This is a genomic window from Brevundimonas sp. GW821-FHT12C05, assembly GCF_058807475.1.
On record NZ_JBXAQS010000003.1, the window covers coordinates 71,247 to 88,436 of the forward strand.

Annotated in this window: 16 protein-coding genes; 7 read left to right on the forward strand and 9 right to left on the reverse strand. The window is 70.2% G+C overall.

Going from position 1 to position 17,190, the window contains the following annotated elements; translation table 11 throughout:
• Positions 1 to 50: 50 nt before the first annotated feature.
• From AC1RRF_RS12450 to AC1RRF_RS12465, 4 genes are read left to right on the forward strand one after another with little or no spacing between them, the layout of a single operon-like run.
• The gene (locus AC1RRF_RS12450; RefSeq protein WP_492834973.1) at positions 51 to 1,241 is read left to right on the forward strand and encodes a winged helix-turn-helix domain-containing protein; all 1,191 of its coding nucleotides are present in this window, start codon (positions 51 to 53) and stop codon (positions 1,239 to 1,241) included.
• 57 nt (positions 1,242 to 1,298) lie between these two features.
• A complete protein-coding gene (locus tag AC1RRF_RS12455; protein ID WP_492834975.1) occupies positions 1,299 to 1,862 on the forward strand; it encodes a TetR/AcrR family transcriptional regulator in 564 nt (187 codons plus the stop codon).
• Positions 1,859 to 3,535, forward strand: coding sequence for an MFS transporter (locus AC1RRF_RS12460; RefSeq protein WP_492834977.1), 1,677 nt, complete (start codon positions 1,859 to 1,861; stop codon positions 3,533 to 3,535). Before AC1RRF_RS12455 ends, AC1RRF_RS12460 begins: the two co-directional genes overlap by 4 nt.
• Before the next feature lie 22 nt (positions 3,536 to 3,557).
• Positions 3,558 to 4,694: an HlyD family secretion protein gene (locus tag AC1RRF_RS12465; protein ID WP_492834979.1), complete on the forward strand. Its 1,137-nt coding sequence runs from the start codon at positions 3,558 to 3,560 to the stop codon at positions 4,692 to 4,694.
• A gap of 86 nt (positions 4,695 to 4,780) precedes the next feature.
• Here AC1RRF_RS12465 and amaB read toward each other — a convergent pair whose 3' ends face one another.
• Positions 4,781 to 6,274, reverse strand: a complete 1,494-nt coding sequence (amaB, locus tag AC1RRF_RS12470) for an L-piperidine-6-carboxylate dehydrogenase (RefSeq protein WP_492834981.1) — start codon at positions 6,272 to 6,274, stop codon at positions 4,781 to 4,783.
• Between the two features lie 113 nt (positions 6,275 to 6,387).
• Here amaB and AC1RRF_RS12475 point away from each other — a divergent pair, with 113 nt between their 5' ends.
• From AC1RRF_RS12475 to AC1RRF_RS12485, 3 genes are all read left to right on the forward strand, one after another.
• Positions 6,388 to 6,798: a CBS domain-containing protein gene (locus AC1RRF_RS12475; protein WP_492834983.1), complete on the forward strand. Its 411-nt coding sequence runs from the start codon at positions 6,388 to 6,390 to the stop codon at positions 6,796 to 6,798.
• 94 nt (positions 6,799 to 6,892) lie between these two features.
• Positions 6,893 to 7,468: a hypothetical protein gene (locus AC1RRF_RS12480; RefSeq protein WP_492834985.1), complete on the forward strand. Its 576-nt coding sequence runs from the start codon at positions 6,893 to 6,895 to the stop codon at positions 7,466 to 7,468.
• A gap of 157 nt (positions 7,469 to 7,625) precedes the next feature.
• Positions 7,626 to 9,473 (forward strand): PAS domain-containing sensor histidine kinase, encoded by a 1,848-nt coding sequence (locus AC1RRF_RS12485; protein WP_492834987.1) that lies wholly within the window; start codon positions 7,626 to 7,628, stop codon positions 9,471 to 9,473.
• Between the two features lie 8 nt (positions 9,474 to 9,481).
• Here AC1RRF_RS12485 and AC1RRF_RS12490 read toward each other — a convergent pair whose 3' ends face one another.
• The 8 genes from AC1RRF_RS12490 to AC1RRF_RS12525 form a co-directional block, all read right to left on the reverse strand.
• Positions 9,482 to 9,994, reverse strand: coding sequence for a periplasmic heavy metal sensor (locus tag AC1RRF_RS12490; protein WP_492834989.1), 513 nt, complete (start codon positions 9,992 to 9,994; stop codon positions 9,482 to 9,484).
• Complete coding sequence (locus AC1RRF_RS12495; protein WP_492834991.1) at positions 9,991 to 10,419, reverse strand: hypothetical protein; 429 nt, start codon at positions 10,417 to 10,419, stop codon at positions 9,991 to 9,993. Before AC1RRF_RS12495 ends, AC1RRF_RS12490 begins: the two co-directional genes overlap by 4 nt.
• Positions 10,420 to 10,424: 5 nt before the next feature.
• The gene (locus tag AC1RRF_RS12500; RefSeq protein ID WP_492834993.1) at positions 10,425 to 10,988 is read right to left on the reverse strand and encodes an RNA polymerase sigma factor; all 564 of its coding nucleotides are present in this window, start codon (positions 10,986 to 10,988) and stop codon (positions 10,425 to 10,427) included.
• Between the two features lie 65 nt (positions 10,989 to 11,053).
• Positions 11,054 to 11,668: an EF-hand domain-containing protein gene (locus tag AC1RRF_RS12505; protein ID WP_492834995.1), complete on the reverse strand. Its 615-nt coding sequence runs from the start codon at positions 11,666 to 11,668 to the stop codon at positions 11,054 to 11,056.
• A gap of 63 nt (positions 11,669 to 11,731) precedes the next feature.
• On the reverse strand, positions 11,732 to 14,605 hold the full coding sequence (locus AC1RRF_RS12510) for a bifunctional [glutamine synthetase] adenylyltransferase/[glutamine synthetase]-adenylyl-L-tyrosine phosphorylase (RefSeq protein WP_492834997.1): 2,874 nt from the start codon (positions 14,603 to 14,605) through the stop codon (positions 11,732 to 11,734).
• Positions 14,602 to 15,033, reverse strand: coding sequence for an acetyltransferase (locus tag AC1RRF_RS12515; RefSeq protein WP_492834999.1), 432 nt, complete (start codon positions 15,031 to 15,033; stop codon positions 14,602 to 14,604). The genes AC1RRF_RS12510 and AC1RRF_RS12515 overlap by 4 nt, the downstream gene beginning before the upstream one ends.
• Positions 15,030 to 16,466: a sensor histidine kinase gene (locus tag AC1RRF_RS12520; RefSeq protein ID WP_492835001.1), complete on the reverse strand. Its 1,437-nt coding sequence runs from the start codon at positions 16,464 to 16,466 to the stop codon at positions 15,030 to 15,032. Before AC1RRF_RS12520 ends, AC1RRF_RS12515 begins: the two co-directional genes overlap by 4 nt.
• A gap of 9 nt (positions 16,467 to 16,475) precedes the next feature.
• The gene (locus AC1RRF_RS12525) at positions 16,476 to 17,147 is read right to left on the reverse strand and encodes a response regulator transcription factor (protein ID WP_492313926.1); all 672 of its coding nucleotides are present in this window, start codon (positions 17,145 to 17,147) and stop codon (positions 16,476 to 16,478) included.
• Positions 17,148 to 17,190 lie beyond the last annotated feature (43 nt).

Here is a 17,190-nt window from a genome sequence, read left to right on the forward strand (position 1 = left end):
TTCCGCCATCCTGCCATGGCGTGGCGGCAGACTTCGGCTAGGCTGGCGGTGTGACAGAAACCATCAGCCTCAAGACCGCCCGCCGCATCGCCCTGGCCGCGCAGGGTTTCGGCCGGACCCGCCCCGCGGCGCCCGGCCGAAGCCATGTCCGCAACCTCGTCCGCAAGCTGGGCGTGGTGCAGATCGACAGCGTCAATGTGGTGTCGCGCACCCACTACCTGCCCGCCTTCTCCCGGCTGGGCGACTATCCGCGCGAGGCGCTGGAGACCGAGGCCTGGGGCGCGCGGCGCAGCCTGTTCGAATATTGGGGCCACGAAGCCTCCCTGATGCCGATGGAGCTTCAGCCCCTGTTCCGCTGGCGCATGGAGCGGGCGCGCGACGGGGCCATGTGGACCGGCCTGGCCCGGTTCGGACGCGAGAAGCGGGACTACATCGACGGCGTGCTGGCCGAGATCGAACGGCGCGGTCCGGTGACCGGCGGCGACTTCGCGCAAGGCCCGCGCGGGCAACCGGGCTGGTGGTCCTGGTCGGACGGCAAACGCGCCCTGGAGTGGCTGTTCTGGGCCGGGCTGATCACGACCAAGACCCGACGCGGCTTCGAGCGGGTCTACGACCTGACCGAGCGCGCCCTGCCCGCCCGCATTCTCGACCTGCCGACGCCGGATGAACCAGACGCCCAGCGTGAGCTTCTCCGTATCGCGGCGCGGGCGCTGGGCATCGCGACCGAAGCCGACCTGCGCGACTGGTTCCGCATGCCCGTGGCCGAAACGAAGGCGCGGATCGCGGAACTGGTCGAGGCCGGAGAACTGACGCCGGTGACCGTGAAGGGCTGGCGCCACACCGCCTATCTGGCGCCGGGCGCCAAGACCCCGAGGAAGATCGAGGGCGTCGCCCTGCTGTCGCCGTTCGACAACCTGATCTGGGCGCGCGACCGCACCGAGCGACTGTTCGGCGTGCGGGTGCGGCTGGAGATCTACACCCCCGCCCACAAGCGCGAGCACGGCTATTATGTCCTGCCCTTTCTCGAGGATGAGGCCATCACGGCCCGCGTCGACCTGAAGTCGGACCGCAAGGCCGGTCAGTTGCTGGTGCAGGCCGCCTGGCGAGAGCCGGACGCCACGCCTGACACCGCCGCGCGGCTGGCGGACGAGCTGAAGCGGATGGCCGGCTGGCTGGGGTTGGAAGGCGTGACGGTCGTCGGCAAGGGCGATCTGGCGGAGGCGTTGGACAGCGCGCTCTGAAAAGTCCGAGTCGCGCCCCTTGATTAAGTGGACACGACTGTCCACTTACGCGCCGTCATGGATCGCCCGCTGAGAAAAGACGCCGCCGAGCGCCGGAAGGCCTTGCTGGACGCCGCGCGCGCCGTCTTCGCGGAAGAGGGCATCGATGCGCCGCTGGACCGGATCGCCGAACGGGCGGGCGTGGGCCGCGCGACCCTGTATCGGAACTTCCCCGGCCGCACCGAGATCGCACTGGCGGTGCTGCTGGACGACATGGCCGAACTGGGCGAGCGGTTCGCGGACCGCGACACGCCGGACGCCTTCCTGGAATTCCTCGCCGCCCTGTCCGACCGGATGGTCCGCAACGCGGCCTTGGGCGGGGTCGTGCGGTCGCCGCCGTCGCCCGAACTCCTGACCCCGCTGCGCGCCGCGATGATCGAAGCCGCCGCCGCGCCGCTGAAGGTTTCGCAGGCCGCGGGCGTGGTCCGGTCCGACCTGACCCTGAAGGATATCCGTGTCCTCGCGGCCATGCTGGGCGGCGGATTGCACAATGCGACGTTGCGTGAACGGAACGGCATCGCTCGCCGAACGCTGGAGCTTGTGCTGGACGCTGTGAAGGCGCGCCTCGGGGAGGAGGCATGAGCCGTCGGAACTTCCATCTGCCATGGGCCGAGTATCTCGAGACCCTGAAGCCGCACGAGCGGCCGATGCTGCCCGGCTCGCCCGCGACGCCGGACCATACGGCCCCGTGGCGGCTGGCCTATGCCGGCACCGGAGTGTTGATCACGGCCACGGGCAGCATCGGCAACGCCATCGTCACCGCCAACACGCCGCAACTGGCGGGCGCCCTGGGCGTGTCATTGACCCAGGCGGCCTGGCTGCCGGTCGTGTTCGTCATGACCAACGCCTGCATGAACCTGCTGCTGATCAAGTTCCGGATGCAGTACGGGCTGCGGCTGTTCGCCCAGATCTTCCTGGTCGCCTACGTCCTGATCGGCCTGGGGACCCTTCTTTTCGAAGACTACCAGTCGCTGCTGATCGCCCGCGGCTTCGCCGGCATGGCGGCGGCGGCCCTGTCGACCCTGGGCATTCTGTATCTGATCCAGGCCTTTCCGCCCAAGTTGCGGATCGGCGGCCTGCTGACCGGCATCGGAATATCGGGCCTGGCCATACCGGCCGCCCGGCTGTTTTCGACCTCGCTGATCGACCTGTCGGAATGGCGAGGCGTCTATGTCTTCGAACTGGGCCTGGCGCTGGTCGCCCTCGCCGCCGTCCTGGCCGTGCGTCTGCCGCCGTCCGAGCGGACCAAGGTGTTCCAGCCCCTCGATTTCGTCACCTTCGCCCTGTTCGCGCCGGGCATCGCCCTGCTCTGCGCCGTCCTGGGCCTGGGCCGGATCGTCTGGTGGACCGAGGCCGCCTGGATCGGTTGGGCCCTGGTCGGCGCCATCGTCCTGCTGACCGCGGCGATCGCCATCGAGTACAATCGCGAAACCCCGCTGATAAACCTGAAATGGATGGCCGGGCCGGACATCCTGCGGCTGGGGCTGGTGATCATCGGGACCCGCATCGTCCTGTCGGAGCAGACCTCCGGGGCCGTGGGCCTGATGACCCAGATGGGCCTGGGGCCGGAGCAGCTCTACAGCCTGTTCTGGGTGGTCCTGATCGCCACGGCGGCGGGGACGGTGGTCAGCATCCTGACGCTGAAGCCGGACCGGTTGATGGCCCTGATCGCCATCGCCCTGGCCCTGATCGCGGTCGGCGCCTTCCTGGACGCCCGTTCGACGGTCCTGACCCGCCCGGCGCAGCTGTATTTCAGCCAGGCCCTGATGGCCTTCGCGGCCTCGTTCTTCATTGGACCGGCGATGCTGATCGGCTTCCTCCAGGTGCTCCAGAAGGGGGCTCAGAACCTGGTCAGCTTCATCGTGGTGTTCACGGTCGGCCAGAACATCGGCGGCCTGATGGGTTCGGCCCTGGTCGGCACGATCGAGACGATCCGCGAGAAGTTCCACTCCAACCAGCTGTCCGAGGCGATCAACCTCGGCGACCCGAACGTGGTCCTGCGGCTGCAGCAGTTGGGCGGGGCCTATGCGCGCGTGATCGGCGATCCCGCCCTGCGCACGACGCAGGGACAGGCGCTGCTGCAGCAGCAGATCACCCAGCAGGCTCACGTGCTGGCCTACAACGACGTCTTCCTGCTGATCGCGCTGTTCGCGGCGATCGGCTGTGCGTGGACGACCTTCCATCACCTGCGACCCCGCATCCTGGCCCGCCGGGCCGCGCGCAAGGCCGGCGAACCCGTCGCCGCCACGCAATGACCGACGAGACCCTCTTGAAGCCATGACCGACACGACCGCTCCCGTCCCCACCCCGATTCCGGCTCCCCCGACCGGGGCCGCCCCCGAGCCGGCGCAGCCCGCCGCCGCTCCGGCGCCCGCGCCGAAGAAGACCGTGCTGTTCACCGTCGTGCTGATCGCGGCGGCCGTGATTGGGGTCCTGTTGGTGCTGTGGGCCTGGCAGCTGCCGCCCTTCGTCTCCGGTGTTCAGCACACGGACAATGCCTATGTCCGTGGGCAGGTGACGGTGATCGCGCCGCAGGTGACCGGCTATGTCACCTCGGTCGAGGTGCAGGATTTCCAGACCGTGAAACAGGGCCAGTTGCTGGCCACCATCGACGACCGCATCTACCGCCAACGCCTGGAGCAGGCGAAGGCGAGCCTGCATTCGGCCGAGGCCGCCCTGGCCAACTCGGCCCAGGCCCAGAACTCGGCGCGCGGGTCGGTGGCGCAACAGCGCGCCACGATCGCCGGCGCCGAGGCCAATCTGGCCAAGGTCCAGGCGGATGCGACCCGGGCGCGGCGGCTGTTCGAGGGCGGCTGGGTGGCCCAGGCCCAGGTCGACGTCAGTCAGGCGGCGCTCAGGGCGGCCCAGGCCCAACTGGCCCAGGCCCGCGCCGCCGAGGGCATCGCCCAAACCAACGTCACCTCCGCCGTCGTCAGCCGCGGCTCGCTTGAAGCTTCCGTCGAGAACGCCCGGGCCCAGGTGCATCTGGCCGAGATCGACCTGTCGAACACCCGCATCGTCGCCCCGCGCGACGGACGGCTGGGCGAAATCAGCGTGCGGCAGGGCCAGCAGGTCGCCGTCGGAACGCAGCTGATGGCCCTGGTGCCCGACCGCATCTGGGTGACGGCGAACTACAAGGAGAACCAGCTGCGCGACATCCGCGTCGGCCAGCCCGTCGAGCTGTCGGTCGACGCCCTGGGCGGCCGCACCCTGACCGGCAAGGTCGAGCAGATCGCCCCCGCCACCGGCTCAGAGTTCAGCGTCATCCGCCCCGACAACGCCACCGGAAACTTCACCAAGGTGGCCCAGCGGGTGCCGGTGCGCATCGCGCTGGATCCGGGTCAGGAAGGGCTGGATCGCTTGCGGCCGGGCCTGTCGGTGGTGGCGCGGGTGGATACGCGGGGAAGGAATTAGGGCGTAGAAATTAGGAATTAGAGGCGCGTGCACGCCGTAGCGCCCATGCGACTACGCACTAATTCCTAAGCCCTAATTCCTACTCCCTAGACGTCGAACTTGACCCCCTGCGCCAACGGCAGGGCCGAGGAGAAGTTCACCGTCTGGGTCTGGCGGCGCATATAGGCTTTCCAGGCGTCGGAGCCGGATTCGCGGCCGCCGCCGGTATCCTTCTCACCGCCGAAGGCCCCGCCGATCTCGGCGCCCGAGGGACCGATGTTGACGTTGGCGATGCCGCAGTCCGAACCCCAGGCCGACAGGAATTGCTCGGCCTCCCGCACGCTGTCGGTGAAGACGCAGGACGACAGGCCTTGCGGCACGGCGTTCTGCATCTCGACCGCCTGGTCGAAGTCGGACCAGGTCAGGACGTAGAGGATGGGGGCGAAGGTCTCGTGCTCGACCACCGCGGTCTGGGCGGGCATGCGAACGATGGCGGGCTTCACATAGGCGCCCTCGGCCTCGACGCGACCGCCGCCGGTGACGATCTCGCCGCCCTGCTGCACCGCCTGTTCCAGCGCCGCCTCGAAGGCGCGCACGGCGTCGACGTCGATCAGCGGGCCGACCAGCGTCCCCGCCTCGCGCGGATCCCCGACCGGCAGGGTTTCATAGGCGGCCTTCAGGCGGGCGATCAGCCTGTCCGCCACGCTTTCGTGCACCAGCAGGCGGCGCAGGCTGGTGCAGCGCTGACCCGCCGTGCCGACCGCCGAGAAGGCGATGGCGCGGACGGCCATTTCCAGGTCGGCGGAGGGGGCGACGATCATGGCGTTGTTGCCGCCCAGTTCCAGCAGCGACCGGCCGAGACGGGCCGCCACGGTCTGCGCCACGGCCTTGCCCATGCGGGTCGAACCCGTGGCCGAGACCAGCGGGATGCGCGGATCGGCGGCCAGCGCCTCGCCGGCTTCGCGGCCGCCGATGACGACCTGCGACAGGCCTTCCGGGGCCTCCCCGAAACGGGCCAGCGCCCGATCGAAGACAGCCTGCGTCGCCAGTGCGGTCAGGGGTGTCTTCTCCGACGGCTTCCAGATCACCGGGTCGCCGCAGACCAGGGCGAGACAGGCGTTCCACGCCCACACCGCGACCGGGAAGTTGAAAGCCGAGATGACCAGCACCGGCCCCAGCGGCTGCCAGGTTTCGCGCATGTGGTGGCCGGGCCGTTCGCTGGCCAGCGTCAGGCCGTAGAGTTGGCGCGAGAGCCCGACGGCGAAGTCGCAGATGTCGATCATCTCCTGCACCTCGCCGAGGCCTTCGGAAACGATCTTGCCGGCTTCCAGCGTGACCAGGCGGGCCAGGTCGTCCTTGGACGCCCGCAACTCCTCGCCCAGCAGGCGGACCAGCTCGCCGCGGCGCGGGGCCGGCACGCGTTTCCAGGCGTGGAAAGCCTGGACCGCTCGGGCGGTGACGTCGTCGATATTCGCGGTCTCGGCGACCGAACCCGCCGTGGAGCCGTCGATAGGGGAGCGCGTCGGCAGATGGCCGTTCCAGACCGCCGCATCGGCGCCCAGTCGCTGAAGGATGGCCTTCGCCTCGTTCGCCGCCGTCATCGTCCGCGCTCCATGGTCCGAAGCGGCTGTAGCCCGGCCATCGCGTGGGCGGAAGCGGAACCGTCCCGCCGGGCACGGGTTCTGTCGGCGAACCAAGCCAAGGAGAGAGCCCGATGAAGGTACGCGATCTGATGAGCAAGGACGTGCAGGTGGCCCGTCCCGGCGACAGCCTGCAGGAGGTGGCGCGCCGCATGCACGACGGCGATTTCGGCTTCATGCCCGTCGCCGACGGCGACGCCCTGATCGGGACGATCACCGACCGCGACCTCGTCGTACGCGCCCTCGCCGGCGGCGTCTCGGCCACCGCGCCCGTGGTGGAGTTCATCACCCGCGATCCCTACACGGCGCGCGCCGACGATGATCTGAAGACCGTGCTGGACGCCATGAGCAGCCGCCAGATCCGCCGCCTTCCGGTGCTGGACAAGGACAACCGCCTGGTCGGCGTGGTGTCGCTGGGCGATCTCTCGACCCGGGTGAAGGAGAAGTACGCGGGCGAGGCGCTGGAAGGCATTTCCCGCAACTGACAGACGGCGGCGTCAGGATTCTCTTTACCCTTTCGCCAAACCGGCTGTTCATCCGCAGGCCGCATTGTGCCCTGTCGCAGGACGGGAGTGGTTGATGGCGCGCGCGCAGTTCCAGAAGGGCCAGAAGGTCTGGGTCGAATGCGTCGGCGCATGGGCCCAGATCGAGAAGGTTCAGCCCGTCTGGGCCAAGGGCTTCGAGGAGCCGGTCCGCGTCACCTATGACGTGGGGCTGGGCCGCGAGTTCCTGGGCCACGAATTGTTGCTGCCGGTCGAGGATCCGGCCGCCGAGGTCTCCGGTCAGAACTGGCGGCTGATGCGCGCCCGGAACAAGTGGCAGGCGGCGGAAGACACCCCGCACCATCCCTTCCCCGGCACCTACCCCGTGGTCGTGACCGACAAGGCCGACTGGGGCGGCTGGCGCGTGCCGGGCGCAGAGTACGACCGCGACCCCGAACAGATCGAGTTCCAGGCCCGGCTGATCGCCGCCGCGCCGCGCCTGATGGCGCTGGCCGAGCAGCTGCTGGCCTCGGTCGACGAGGCGCCCGACGACGCGCCGCCCGAAATGCGCGCCCTGGCCCGTGAGGCCCGGACCGTGCTCAGGACGGTGACCGACGTGCTGGCCGGCCCGACGGGCGAGCTGGCGGCGGCCCCGACGATTCAGGCGGCGTAGGCGCGAGAACGGCCCGGTTCCGGCGTTTCAGCGCCGGAGTGCGACTCCCGCGACTCACCCCGTTCAAGAATGTTGAGTGAGGGTTAACCCTGCTCGACACGAATCCGCGACGCAGCCTAGATTCGGGCTTCGTTGTCGAATCGTCCGGGAGAGCGCCTTGCGGGGTGAGGAGCGCCGCATATCACCGCAGGGACGACGCGCCTCCGATCGTGAGCGCGGGGCGCCCGCATGGCTGCGCATCTCGATCCTGACGCTGGCGCTGGCGATCACCGCCCACGTGCTTCTGGTCGCCCGCGGCGTCGCCGCGCCCCAGAGCCTGTCCGGCGGTTTTTCGCTGCATGATCTGTGGGTGCTGGGCCCGCCGATCGGCATCGGCCTGTTCACCCTCGTTCTCGTCGTCATCATGCAGCGGCGCCAGATGGGCATCAGCCGTGAATGGGCGGCGTCCGAACGTCGGTTCCGCGGCGCGGTCGAGGCGGCGCACTGCGGCGTCTGGGACTGGGACATCGAGGCCGGCGAGGTGATGATCTCGGACTACATGGCCAGCCTGCTGGGGCTGGACCGCAGCGGCTCCCTGCCCGACGTGGTGATCATGGAGCGCATCCACCCGCGCTACCGCGAGGCCGTGCAGCACGCCTTGCGTCAGGCTCAGACCTACGGCGCCTTCGAGGTCAGCTTCCCCGTCCCGGACGATCAGGGCAGGGCTCGCTGGATCGACGCGCGCGGCCAGGCCCGGGGCGAGCGTGGACAGGACGGCTTCACCTCCATCCTCGGCGTGGCGCTGGACACCACCGAGGCCCGCCGCGCCAAGTCGCAGGCCCAGGCCGCCGAAAGCCGCCTGCGCGACGGCATCGAAAGCGTTTCGGACGCCTTCGTCCTGTTCGACAAGGCGGGCCGGATGATCCTGTCCAACCAGGCTTTCCAGGATGCTTTCGGGTTCGAGGACGGCGTGGTCCGCAAGGGGGCCTACAAGCAGGACCTGAACCGCATCGCCGCCCTGGCCATCAAGTCGGAGCAGGCCGCGGCCGGCGGCCGGGCCGGCGCCCGCGAGGTCGAGCTGGTCGACGGCCGCTGGCTGCAGCTGGTCGAACGCTTCACCTCGGATGGCGGTTCGGTGGTCTCGGCCGCCGACATCACCGCCATCAAGCAGAAGGAAGCCGAACGTCAGCGCGCGGTCGAACGCCTGCACGCCACCATCGCCGAGTTGGAGGACCGCGAGGAGAAGCTGTCCCTGCTGGCGCGCAAATACGAAGTGGCCATGACCCGGGCCGAGGCCGCCAACCAGGCCAAGTCCGAGTTCCTGGCCAATATGAGCCACGAGCTGCGCACGCCGTTGAACGCCATCAACGGCTTCTCGGAGATCATGGCCGGGGAGCTTTTCGGTCCGCTGGGCGACGCCAAATACAAGGGCTATGCGGGCGACATCCTGAAGTCGGGCCAGCACCTGCTCAGCCTGATCAACGACATCCTCGACATGGCCAAGATCGAGGCCGGCAAGCTGACCCTGCATTATGAGCAGGTGTCGCTGAAGGAGGTCGTGGACGACGCGGCCCGGCTGATGCGCGGCAAGATCGAGGAGGCCGGGCTGAAGCTGCTGGTGGATGCGGCTGAAATCCCCGACATCGAGGCCGACCACCGCGGCCTGAAACAGGTGGTGCTGAACCTCATCTCCAACGCCGTGAAGTTCACGCCCGAGGGCGGCGACATCGTGGTGACGCTGTCACGGCTGGACGACGACCGGGTGCGGGTGGCGGTGACGGACACCGGCATCGGCATCGCGCCCGAGGATCTCGCCCGCCTGGCGCGTCCGTTCGAACAGGTCGAGGGCCAGCATTCCAAGACCACCCAGGGCACTGGGCTGGGTCTGGCGCTGACCAAGTCGCTGATCGAGCTGCACGGCGGCCAGCTGATGATGGAAAGCGAGCCCGGCCAGGGCACAACGGTCAGCTTCGAACTGCCGATCCATCCCCCCGGCGCGCCGATGCAGACAGCGCGGGCGGCCTGAACGCCCTCCTAGTGGGCGGTCTTCTTGTCGTCGCCAGACGGGATATCCGGGCGATCCCGAACCACCACGCGGCCCCGGCGGGTCAGGAGCTCTGACAGGGCCTGACGGTCGGCGGGATCCAGCGTGCCGAGCAGTTCAACCGCGTCGGCCTCCAGCCGGGCGCGGCCGCGGATCTCGGCGGCGCGGGACTCTTCCAGCAGGGCCCGGGCGCGAGCGGGGTCGAAGTCCGGCGAGCCGGCCAGATCGACGGCTGCGCGGCGCTTCTGGCGCGCTTCCTCGAAGTCCGGCTTGGCGAGCAGGGCCGAGGCTTTCAGCGTCTGGCGAACCCGCTGGCGGACCTGCGGGTCGAGACGGCTGACCACCACCTGCATCGGCGACCGTTCATGCGGTGCGCGCTGGGCGGCGTCGATACGGTCCTCGACCTTGGCCCGCCCCACCCAGAGGGTGGCGCCGGCCGCGACCGCGAACAGGTTCAGCGCCACCGAAGCGGCGAGCGCGATCTTGAGGGCCTTGGGGCTCAACCGAGCACCTCCGTGTCGTCCACGCCCTGCAGCGAGGCCTGATAGAGCACGGCGTCGGCCTGGGCGTCGGCGGTCAGGTGGCCGGTCATGATGACGCCGGCGGCGACACCCGCGCAGGCGGCCGCCGCCCAACCCGCACCGAGAACCAGCGCCAGCCGGTCGAGCCAGACGCGGCCATGTTTGCGGGCCTTCAGCCCGGCCTCGGCGGCCGAGGCGATGACCCGATCACGCAGGGCGGTGGAGACCTGCGGCGTCGGCGCGGCGTGCAGCAGGGCGTCGACGGCGTCCGCTTCGGCCAGGGCCGCGCGCGCGGCTCCGGGCTCAGCCGCCATATAGGCCTGCGCCGCCGTCCTCTCGCCTTCAGGCCAGCGCCGCGCGTCGGCGCCGTAGGCCGATACCAGGGCGTTGAACCGTTCCGCCGTCATCACACTCATGCTCCTTCAGCGTCCGACCGCATATCGGCCAGAGCCAGTCTCAATGCCCGCCGTCCTCGCGACAGCAGGCTTTCCAAAGCTTCGACGCTGACCTCCATCAGGGCCGCGGCCTCGATGTTGGTCAACTCCTGATAGTGGCACAGGACAATGGCCTCTCTCTGACGATCCGGTAAACGGGCCAGGGCCGCCTCGACCCGCGCCCCCACGTCCGCCGCCATCAGACCCCGATCCGGAGCCGCGCCCTCGTCCGGCCGGTCCGGCGGACTGTCGGTGGCGATCTCGCGCCGCCGACGCAGCCGATCGTAGCAGAGATTGAGCGTCACCCGATGCAGCCATGTATCGAAGCGCGCCTTGCCCGGCGTCCAGCGCGGGGCCTGCCGCCAGGCCCGCAGCATGGCTTCCTGCGCCACGTCCTCGGCTTCCACGGCGTCGCCCAGCATCCGGCGCGCCAGCGCCAGCATGCGGGGCAGCTTGCGCGCCACCATGGACTGAATGGCCGCCGGATCGCCTTGACCCACGCGGCGCACCAGATCCTCGTCGGGGTCGGCGATTAGCGCCAATAGGCCCTCGTTCGAACGTCATCGAGAGGGTCGTTCGGCGCAGGTCCGTCGTCCCCGCCATCTCCTTACTCCGAAGCGGGGGCCGGACGCGACGCCTGACGTGCGGCGCGGCGCTCGGCCATGCGTTCGCGGCGATGCTCGTGCGCCTGCTGCATCCCGGCGCGGCGCTCTTCGGCGGTGACGAAGCCGTCATGGTCGGCGTCCAGACGCGCGAACGCCTGCTCGGCCTTCGCCTGCGCCTCGGCGACTGAAACCGGGCCGCGTTCGGCGCGCGGGCCGTCATGGCGGGCCATGCGCGGGCCGTGACGCCGGGTCTCGCCGTGGACACGGGCGGCAGCGCGGGGGGCGGTGAATTCCTCGCGGCTGACGGCGCCGTTGTTGTCGGCGTCGAGCCGGGCGAAGCGCGCCTCCGCCCGCTGCTGTCTATGAGCGACGCGCCGGGCCTGCATCTCCTCGCGGGTGACCGAGCCGTCGCGGTCCGCATCGGCGGCGGTCAGGCGGGCGATGCGGCGACCGACGAACTCGGCCTGGCTGATGCGGCCGTCGCCGTCCGTGTCGGCGCGCTGGACGTGAGCCTGCCGCTCGACGGCCGGAGGCGCGGGTTGCTGGGCGGTGGCGGCCCCGGCGAGGGCGGCCAGGGCGACGGTGGCGACGGCGCCGAGAACCAAGGTCCTGCTCATTCGATGATCTCCATGGCCGTTCGGCCGTGTGCGTCCCTGTCAGGAGATCAAACGGGGGTGGCTTCAGTCTCCGTCGCGGACGGGCGGCAGGGCGATCTCGAAGGCCGCCCGCGCCGCGGCGCGGACCTCGGCCAGACGCGCCGTCAGAGCCTCGAAATCAGGCGCGCCCGCGGCCTCGGCGAGACGACGGCGGAACCCCTCGGGCTCGGCGGAAGGGTCGCCGGTCTCGTCAAAGGCGGCGGCCAGCACCTGCCCCAGGGCCTGCTGCAGCCGCCACGCCTCGGCCAGTTCCGGATCCCCCACCAGGGCGTCCAGGGTCGACACGGTCAGGGGAGCGCCGGACGCCGCCTCGCTCAACTGACGGGCCTGGGCCACGAATTCGGCGTCGACCTGGCCGCCGGGCGCCAGCTTCAGGTCCCAGGCGCCGCGCCCGGGGCGTTCGCGCGCCATCAGGTCCCGCATCCGGCGGGCATCGGCGGCGATGTCCACGCCGGGCCGTGGCCGTCGCAGAATGGCCTCAAGCGCCGCCGTGACCGCCTCGCCGAAGGCCGGATCGTCGGCCCAGACGACACGGGCGCGGGTCAGGGCCATGAACTCCCAGGTGTCGGCCTCGGTCGCATAATAGTCCTCGATGGCCGAGAGGCGCAGCGATACCGGCCCCTTGGCCGCCCCGGGCCGCAACCGCATGTCCACTTCATAGAGGCCGCCCTCGGCCGTGTGCGCCGACAGGGCCGAGATCAGGCGTTGGGTGAAGCGGGAATAGAAGACCCCGGCGGCCCAGCCCTTGTCGGACGACACCGCCTCGGGCGGCGCGTCATAGAGAGTCATCAGATCAAGGTCGGAACTGGCCCGCATCTCGCGCGACCCGGCCTTGCCCAGCGCCACCACCGCCACCTGGCCGCCGGGCAGGTTCCCGCCCTGCCGCGCCGCCTCGGCCAGGGCGGCGGGGGCCAGGGCGGCCAGGGTCGCGTCGGCCAGCGTCGTCAGGGCGCGACCGGCGCTTTCCGCCCCCGCGCGACCGGTCAGGATCTGCAGGCCGATGCGGAACATCTGGTCACGGTGGATGCGCCGGACGGCGTTCATCGCGCCTTCGAAATCGGGCGCCGCGCCGGCCTCGGCCAGCATCTGTTCGGCGACGCCGGTGTCCTCTTCCAGATCCCGGGCGAAACGGGCGTCCAGCATGCTGTCCAGCGCCGCCGGATAACGGCCCAGGGTGCGCGCCAGCCGCGGCGCGAAGGCCATCACGCCGACGACCAGGTCGAACAACCGGGGCTGAGCCAGGAACAGGGCCTGCACCTGCACCCCGCCGCTGAGACCCGCGAAGAAGACGGCGAAGCGGCGGAAGGCGTCGTCGGCCGCTCCGGTGTCGGCCAACGCCGTCAGCAGCCGGGGGGCCAGCCGGGTGAACAGCTCCCGCCCCCGCGCCGTCCGGGTCGCCGGGATGCGGCCGTGGTGCCAGCTGCGGATCGTGTCGGCGACGGCGGCCGGCTCGGAAAAGCCCATCCGTTCAAGCGTGGCCAAGGTCTCTGGGTCATTCTCGACGCCGGTGAAGACCAGGGAGCCATAGCGGGACGACAACTCCTCCTCGCCCTCGAACAACTCGCCGTAGCGGCCGTTGACCCCGACCAGCACGGCCTCCACGCGGGCGTCGAAGACGGTCAGGTCGCCCTCCCCCGCCAGCGCCGCCACGGCCGCGCGGCGGGTAGGGTCCGAGGGCAGGCTGTGGGTCTGTTCGTCGTCCAGCATCTGGACCCGGTGCTCCAGCCCGCGCAGCTCGACATAGGCGGCGGTCAGTTCGGCGCAGACCTCGGCCCGCACGTGGCCGGCGTCGCGCAGGACGGCCAGGGCTTCGACGGTGCGCGGCGCGCGCAGTTTCGGGTCTCGCCCCCCCAGGATCAATTGCTGGGTCTGGGCGAAGAACTCGATCTCGCGGATGCCGCCGCGCCCCAGCTTCAGGTTGGCCCCCGCCGCCTCCAGCCCCTCGCCGGTCTTGTGCACGTGGATCTGTCGCTTGATCGACTGGATGTCGAGGATGGCCGGATAGTCGAGGCTGCGCCGCCAGATGAACGGGGTCAGCGCCTTGAGGAAGGCCCTACCCTCGCCCTCGTCGCCCAGCATGGCGCGGGCCTTGATGAACGCCGCCCGCTCCCAGTTCTGACCGACGCCTTCGTAGTAGGTCAGGGCGAAGGGGACCGCGATCACCGGCGGGGTCGAGGACGGATCGGGCCGCAGCCGCAGGTCGACGCGGAACACATAGCCGTCGCCGGTGCGCTCCTGCATCAGGGTCGAGAAGGCGTGGGCGATCCGGTCGACGAAGCGCTGCGGCTCGACGCCGTCGGCCAGCGCCGTCGTCAGCACCTCCGGCTCCCAGAACAGGCTGATGTCGATGTCGGAGGAGTAGTTGAGCTCGTCCGCTCCGTGCTTGCCCATGGCCAGGCCGAACAGGCCGGGGATGGGGCCACGCCTGTCGTCGGCGGCCGAGACCAGCTTGCCGCGCTCGCGCTGGTCATGGGCCACCGCCGCCAGCGCGGCGCGGGCCGAGACATCGGCGAAGCGGCTGAGCGCGGCGGTGACCTGATCGAGGTCCCACTGACCGCCGAGGTCGGCCAAGGCCGTCAGCAGATGAAGCTCGCCCTTCAGACGCCGCAGCGGCGCACGCAGGTCGTCCGCGCCGCCGATCAGGGCCGCCGTCTGGGCAAGGACCTCAGCGAGACGCGCTTCAGCGCCCTGTTCCAGAAGATCGCGCAGCATCTGCGGCCAGCGCCGGGCCAGACCGAACAGATAGGGCGAGGCGGAGAAGACGGGCGCGAGGCTCGGCCAGGCGGCCTGCAGCGCGTCGGACCAGCCGCCTTCCGCCGCCGCCTCCGACAGTCGCTCATGCGCGCGCTCGGCGGCGGCGGCGTCGACGATCGGTCCGCAAGGCCGCAGGGCGCTCATCCCGGCGCCCGCATGTGCAGCAGCGGATAGGGGCGCCCCTGGTCGTCCGTGTCGGAACGGCCCGTCCGCTCGAAGCCGAGGCGTTCATAGAAGCCGATGGCGCGGGGATTCTGTTCGTTCACATCGACCGTCAGCGCCGGATGCAGCGACCGCGCGTGCTCCATCAGGGCGCGGCCCACGCCCGAGCCGTGGCAAGCCGGATCGACGAACAGGGCGTCCACATGAGCGTCAGTCATCGCAAGGAAACCGAGTGGACGATCCGCGTCGTCCACCTTCACCCAGGACACCATCGCGGGCAGGTGCTCGGCGACGAGGGCGTCGATCGCCTCCAGATCGTCCGGAGCGAGGAAGTCGTGGGTCGCCCGGACGGCGCCGCGCCAGATCTCAAGATTGCGCGGAGCGTCGGCGGCGGTCGCGGCGCGGATCATCCCTCCGCCGCCGGCAGGACCAGCGCGACGCGCAGGCCGGGGCCGAAACCGGCATAGGCGCCGGGGCCTTCGTCGAGGACGATACGGCCGCCATGGGCTTCCATGACCGCCCCCACCAGCGACAGGCCGAGACCCGAGCCGGGCTCGGTGCGGCTGTTGTCCAGGCGGACGAAGCGCTGGATGACCCGCTCCCGATCGTCCTCCGGCACGCCGGGGCCGGTGTCGGTCACCGAGAATTCGATCTCGCCCGAGGAACGGCGGCGCGCGCGCAGCATGACCGCGCCGCCCACCGGCGTGTACTTGATGGCGTTGTCGATGATGTTGGCCAGGGCCTGGGCCAGGAAGGGCTGGTTGGCGTTGACCATCAGACCGCGCTCGATCTCGGCCGAGAACTCCAGCCCCTTGTCCTCGCTGGCGGGCTCATAGAGCTCGGCCATGTCGGCAGCCAGGTCGGCGGCGTCGAACAGGGCGGGGTCGGGCGTGCGGCCCGAACCGGCGGCGGCCTGCAGGCGAGCAATGGCCAGCACGGTGTTGAAGGTCTTCAGCAGGTCGTCGGCCTCGGACAGGGCCAGCTCCAGCGCCTCCGTGCCGTCGATCTTACCGGCCTCGGCGTCGATCAGGGCGACCTCCAGCTTGGCCCGCATGCGGGTCAGGGGCGAGCGCAAGTCGTGGGCGATGGCGTCACCGGCGTGACGGATGGAGGCCATCGAGCCCTCCAGCCGGTCCAGCATGGTGTTCAGCCCTTGCCCCAGCTCATCCAGCTCGTCGCCGGAGTTGCGCACGGGAACCCGCGCCTTCAGGTCGCCGTCCTGAACGGCGGAGACCACCTTGTTCAGCCGCCCCATGGAGCGTTCCAGGTTGCGGCTGACAAACAGGCCGCCCGCCAGGCCCAGCAGCAGGACGATGCCCATGGCCGCCCACAGGGCCTGGGTCAGGCGGCTGAGATAGGCCTCGGTGTCGCCCATCGACTGACCGACGAACAGGACCTCGCCGCCGGACAGCCGCGCCTGCACGCCTAGCGACTGGGGCCGGGTGACCCGGCCGCTGGCGTCGTTGTCGGTATAGGTGAAGGTGCTCCAGCTCGGGGTCCGGCCGCCGTCCCCGGTTCCCTGCGGCACCAGGTCGATCGGCGTCTCGGTCAGATTGCCGGTGATCAGGCCGCCGTTGGCGTCCATCAGCATGTACAGATACGACCCGCCCCGGATGGTCCGGTCGACCAGGGCGGCGTTCAGGGCATCCTCGCCCCGTTCCCGATAGATGCCGGTCAGCACCCCGAACTCGGTCGTCACGTCCGCCTGGGTCTTGGCCCGCGCCTCATTGGCCGAGGCGACATAGACATAGGCCAGCACCGCGCTGGCCGCCGCTGCGAACAGGGCGACGAACAGCAGCGTCAGCCGGAAGGGCGTGCGGCGAAGGAGCGAAGGCAGCTTCATGCGGAGGCGCTATGCCTCCAGCCGATATCCCGCCCCACGGACCGTCTGCAGCATGGCCTTGTCGAAACCCTTGTCGATCTTGGCGCGCAGGCGGCTGATGTGGACGTCGATGACGTTGGTCTGGGGGTCGAAATGATATTCCCAGACCTTCTCCAGCAGCATGGTGCGGGTCACGGACTGGCCGGCGTGGCGCATCAGGAATTCCAGCAGTTGGAACTCCCGCGGCTGCAGGTCGATCTCCTGACCGGCGCGGTGCACGGTGCGGGCGATCAGGTTCATCTCCAGGTCGCCGACCTTCAGCACGGTCGCCACCGAGCCGGTCTCGCGGCGGCGCGACAGGGCCTCGACCCGGGCGATCAGCTCGGCGAAGGCGTAGGGCTTGACCAGATAGTCGTCGCCGCCGGCCTTCAGGCCCACGACGCGGTCCTCGACCTCGCCCAGGGCCGACAGGAACAGGACCGGAGTCTGGTCGCCGTCCTTGCGCAGGGTCTCGACCATGCCGATGCCGTCGAGACGCGGCATCATGCGGTCCACGACATAGACGTCATAGCCGCCCTTCTGGGCCTCGAGCAGGCCGAAGGCGCCGTCGACGGCGTGGGTCGTGTCGTGACCGGCCTCGGTCAGTCCCCGGACCATCGCGGTCGCGGCCTCGGCGTCGTCCTCGACCACCAGAATGCGCATGGAATCAGCCCCTGAATGCAAATCGCCGCCGATGTTAGCGCAT

Bases quoted from the DNA above. Each gene is read 5' to 3' on its own strand.
- AC1RRF_RS12455 (WP_492834975.1), top strand. From the start codon at position 1,299: ATGGATCGCCCGCTGAGAAAAGACGCCGCCGAGCGCCGGAAGGCCTTG.
- AC1RRF_RS12460 (WP_492834977.1), top strand. From the start codon at position 1,859: ATGAGCCGTCGGAACTTCCATCTGCCATGGGCCGAGTATCTCGAGACC.
- AC1RRF_RS12465 (WP_492834979.1), top strand. From the start codon at position 3,558: ATGACCGACACGACCGCTCCCGTCCCCACCCCGATTCCGGCTCCCCCG.
- amaB (WP_492834981.1), bottom strand. From the start codon at position 6,274: ATGACGGCGGCGAACGAGGCGAAGGCCATCCTTCAGCGACTGGGCGCC.
- AC1RRF_RS12475 (WP_492834983.1), top strand. From the start codon at position 6,388: ATGAAGGTACGCGATCTGATGAGCAAGGACGTGCAGGTGGCCCGTCCC.
- AC1RRF_RS12480 (WP_492834985.1), top strand. From the start codon at position 6,893: ATGGCGCGCGCGCAGTTCCAGAAGGGCCAGAAGGTCTGGGTCGAATGC.
- AC1RRF_RS12495 (WP_492834991.1), bottom strand. From the start codon at position 10,419: ATGACGGCGGAACGGTTCAACGCCCTGGTATCGGCCTACGGCGCCGAC.
- AC1RRF_RS12505 (WP_492834995.1), bottom strand. From the start codon at position 11,668: ATGAGCAGGACCTTGGTTCTCGGCGCCGTCGCCACCGTCGCCCTGGCC.
- AC1RRF_RS12510 (WP_492834997.1), bottom strand. From the start codon at position 14,605: ATGAGCGCCCTGCGGCCTTGCGGACCGATCGTCGACGCCGCCGCCGCC.
- AC1RRF_RS12515 (WP_492834999.1), bottom strand. From the start codon at position 15,033: ATGATCCGCGCCGCGACCGCCGCCGACGCTCCGCGCAATCTTGAGATC.
- AC1RRF_RS12520 (WP_492835001.1), bottom strand. From the start codon at position 16,466: ATGAAGCTGCCTTCGCTCCTTCGCCGCACGCCCTTCCGGCTGACGCTG.
- AC1RRF_RS12525 (WP_492313926.1), bottom strand. From the start codon at position 17,147: ATGCGCATTCTGGTGGTCGAGGACGACGCCGAGGCCGCGACCGCGATG.